The following is a 3,662-nucleotide window of genomic DNA, read 5'->3' as shown; positions in this document are numbered from 1 at the left end:
TGTTTTACCGTATTTAGAACAACAATCTGCTGTTAAATATGGTAAAAGAACTTTTTTCGTAATTTTATTTTCTACACACTTCTCTAAAAAATCAACAAAAGTAGATCCATTGTTCATACAATTAAACAGAATATTTGGAGTATCATCTATCTTCTCTGGTTTTTTGTTTAAGAACATATCTATACGCTTCTTTGCTTCCTCGATATAATATTCTCTGTCGAGATTATCAGGAATGCTTTGTACATTAACATCTGCATTATCTATAAACAAATGGTCTGGAGTATTAGCGAACTGCTCAAACGACTTTACACCTTTTTCAACTTTTAATTTATAAATAGATCCATCCTGAGAATTTTTACTTGCAAATACCCTATGAACCTTTTCTTTTAATTGGTTTCCTTGAACAGACGATACCTTATCATCTTTTTCTCTAGTTGCCTTTCCATACCATACTTCTCTATATTTCGAAGATAATTTAATAACTTTTTGAAACTTAACATATTCTGTACATTCATTGATTGTTTTTTCAATTGGAATATTGTATGCTAAATAATTTCTTACTGCATCATTGAGGATTGAAAGGTCGTTATCAATAGGTGTATTAAATTTCACCATTGCTCCCTTACACTCTAATTTACCATTCTTCTGAACTGCGATATAATTATTAACATCCTTTTGAATAAGTTTAGTATATTCATCAATCTCAAATTCCATATGAAGTCTTTCTCCTACTTCATTTATAATTTGAGTGACTTTTTCTTTCATTTCTTCATTCTCACATAATACGAAAATACCATCTGTATTAGTTTGTAATAACCTACAATATGGTTCCAACTTATCAATCAGATCGAGAATAAACATTTGTCCAAAAATACAAGTTAGATTAGCCATCAGTGGATCAAATGATGGGCTATTTCTATTCTTTGAATCACCATATGTACCATTAATTAGTGGCTTGAGAGCCTTATTCTTAGAGTTTCCTTGAGCTTTTAGTTCTAATCTGAAATCTCTCATTTGACGATAATCATCAGGATTTTTAAATTTTCTGCTTAATAGTCCATATACAATATCTGTTGTTGGATACATGGACGATACATCCGCATGAAGAATAATCCCTTCAAAAATAGATTCTTTATCATCAGCTCCATGACAACCTCCCCATGCAAATACATGGGGAATTCCAGCCACAATACAACATAACTGATTATTATGTTGATCATCTTCAGAATGGAGAAATTCTTTATATCTCCAGTTTTTAGGATTCATATACCACTGTGGAATAAATTGATATTTCTCAGATAATTGAATTGTATCAGGAAGACGAATATCAAATTCGTCATCAAGAGTGTGTTGATTTATAACATTCAAAACTGTACAAGCTAATTGGACTTTCGTTTTACTGATATAAGACATATCTAATCCATATAACTCAATAATATCTAGTTGTCCTTCGAAATCATCCCATGCGTAATCAAGAACTTTCAACATTTCTTTGACATCGTGAATGTTGTAAAATCTCATTTGCTCAACTTCTGTTTCTGTAGGTTCTCTCTCTAAGTCGAATGGAACTTCTGTCTCTCTAATATCGTCACCCATGAAAGCTTCTAATTGTTTAAGAGATGCATCCTTTCGAATAGTATCGTAATCATATAGCTGATATTTTTTGAAATTTTTAACTACTTGAAAAGGTTTCTTTCCTTCTTTAATAAGTTTATCATTTGCTATAGCAAACGAACTTCCTTCTAAAATAGATTTGAATATACCCGTATCGTATTGTCTACCATTGTATGAAATAAAAATACAATCTTTATAGTTGTTATAAAAATCTAATAACTTATTTCTATCATTTATAATAGTTATCTCTTTACTTCTATCCTCATAATTGATAAAAGTTACACAAAACCATCCACCTCCGGGGACTGAAGATAATACCTCAAAGTCATATCCGAAAATTTTACTTTTATCTATCATGTTAAATATTCTCCTTCATATACCCATTTATATCCACCTGCTGTATGACAATATTTATCACCATTGCAAACTTTTGATATTGTAGATTGACGAATATCTAAATTTCTTCCAGCTTCAGATGCTGAATTCCATTTTCTTATATATTCTCCATCCTTTGTTAATTGAACAATTGGTTTACTATTCTTTTTTCTTGTCATTTCCTTTGAATATTCTGAACATTTTTTACCATAATTAGGATTATTTTTGCCTATATAACTTGGTCTATTTTTGCTCATTTTTAATCTTGTTTCCAACGAATGATTTTTATGATACATTGGATTATTTTCACCACTTACATCTGCATGATTTTCACTCATTTTAAGCCTAGTCACATCATTTGGTTTACCATTAGTTCCACCAGATTGTAAGTTATAACCAAAATCACGATTAGTCGTATCATATTTATCAATTAAAGCAGTCTCAACGATATCTGCCACATCTTTAGACAAATTATTAAATAAAACAATATGTTCAAAGTTATCCCAACCATATTTCTGAATAGCATTATAAAAATATGGACATCGAAGATAATTCAATCCATTTTTATATCTTTTCTCTACATTATCCTCGCCAGTTTGTCCTATATATAATTTCCCATTCACTTTATTTATGTGAACGTATATTTTGTATATTTAAACCACCGCCTTATCCGAAAAAGCCTTGTTGTTTGTCACTTTTATAAAACATCCAATCTTCAATTACTACTTGAGCTGAGTTGCCCGATTTATAATCTAAATCAAATCTTCCAATAATATCAAAGTCCAAATTATCTCCAACAGAAATAATCTTTTTATATAAAGCAGCCAAAGAATTTCCTCTCGTCTGTTTGACAAATTTAATATTATGGAATGTAAATTCAATTCGATTTTGTTTAGCGCCTAAAAGATATAAATTATATTTATTACAAGGGATATTTTTGATAAAAAGATAGGATCAGTGATATTATTTCCCCAGATATAATTCCACTTAGCAACATTCTTTATAATCTGATCATGAATCTGATTTGATTCATAAACATTATATACATGATATGTTGGCTCATCAATTTTTCTCATTGTAGATAACAAAGATAAGAGTTTATTTGTATTATCGAAAGAAATTTCACATCCGAACGCCCCAGCATGTCCATCCACTCGATCGAACAACCCTGTATCTTTACACCACTGATTAAAATTGACAATTTCACATTTATCACTGCCGCGTCCACTGCCTTTACAAATATCACCTTTTCGTCTCATTAGTAGACATGGGCGTTGATATTGATCAGCTAATCTATTCGCAATAAGACCAGTAAAGTTTCCATCGACTTCATCTCCAGCATTACAAATTAAAATAGGTAATTTATCCATTTCATGTAGATTAATTTGTTCTGATAGTGTCTCTGCATTTTCTTCTGTGATTTTTTTCTGTTTTCTATTACTAGATTGACAAGCCTTAAAACATATTCTTGAATTGTCATATTCACAATTCCTTTTCCTCTGACTTTTCTATCTAGCATTCTATCTGAATTACATAATGCTTCGAACATTATGCATTTATCTTCATATTCTCCAATACGAATCATAGAGTTAATTAATGGACAAATGTAGAATCCTATTCCATTAATACTAACTTTATTATTCATAGAATACATTTGTGCATCTACTAATACA

General features: G+C 30.1%; 5 protein-coding genes. All 5 read right to left on the bottom strand.

Features of this window, described 5'->3' with window-relative positions; translation table 11 throughout:
• A partial coding sequence (locus tag DWX91_RS16025; RefSeq protein ID WP_118539791.1) for a hypothetical protein occupies positions 1-1,971 on the bottom strand: 1,971 nt, incomplete at its 3' end.
• Positions 1,968-2,633, bottom strand: coding sequence for an NUMOD3 domain-containing DNA-binding protein (locus DWX91_RS16020; RefSeq protein WP_412693933.1), 666 nt, complete (start codon positions 2,631-2,633; stop codon positions 1,968-1,970). The genes DWX91_RS16025 and DWX91_RS16020, both read right to left, overlap by 4 nt.
• Before the next feature lie 22 nt (positions 2,634-2,655).
• On the bottom strand, positions 2,656-2,817 hold the full coding sequence (locus DWX91_RS16875) for a hypothetical protein (RefSeq protein WP_182435121.1): 162 nt from the start codon (positions 2,815-2,817) through the stop codon (positions 2,656-2,658).
• 71 nt (positions 2,818-2,888) lie between these two features.
• Positions 2,889-3,359: a hypothetical protein gene (locus DWX91_RS16015; RefSeq protein ID WP_118539787.1), complete on the bottom strand. Its 471-nt coding sequence runs from the start codon at positions 3,357-3,359 to the stop codon at positions 2,889-2,891.
• The coding region (locus DWX91_RS16970) for a hypothetical protein (RefSeq protein WP_207664039.1) at positions 3,338-3,662 on the bottom strand (325 nt) is incomplete at its 5' end. The genes DWX91_RS16970 and DWX91_RS16015, both read right to left, overlap by 22 nt.

The sequence above is a fragment of the Clostridium sp. AF22-10 genome, assembly GCF_003478725.1.
Classification (GTDB): Bacteria; Bacillota; Clostridia; order Lachnospirales; family Lachnospiraceae; genus Otoolea; species Otoolea fessa.
Note: the sequence above shows the minus strand (reverse complement) of the source record. Positions and strands in the feature narration are given on the sequence as shown.

Coding starts and splice junctions, on each gene's coding strand:
- DWX91_RS16015 (WP_118539787.1), bottom strand. CDS start 3,359: ATGGATAAATTACCTATTTTAATTTGTAATGCTGGAGATGAAGTCGAT.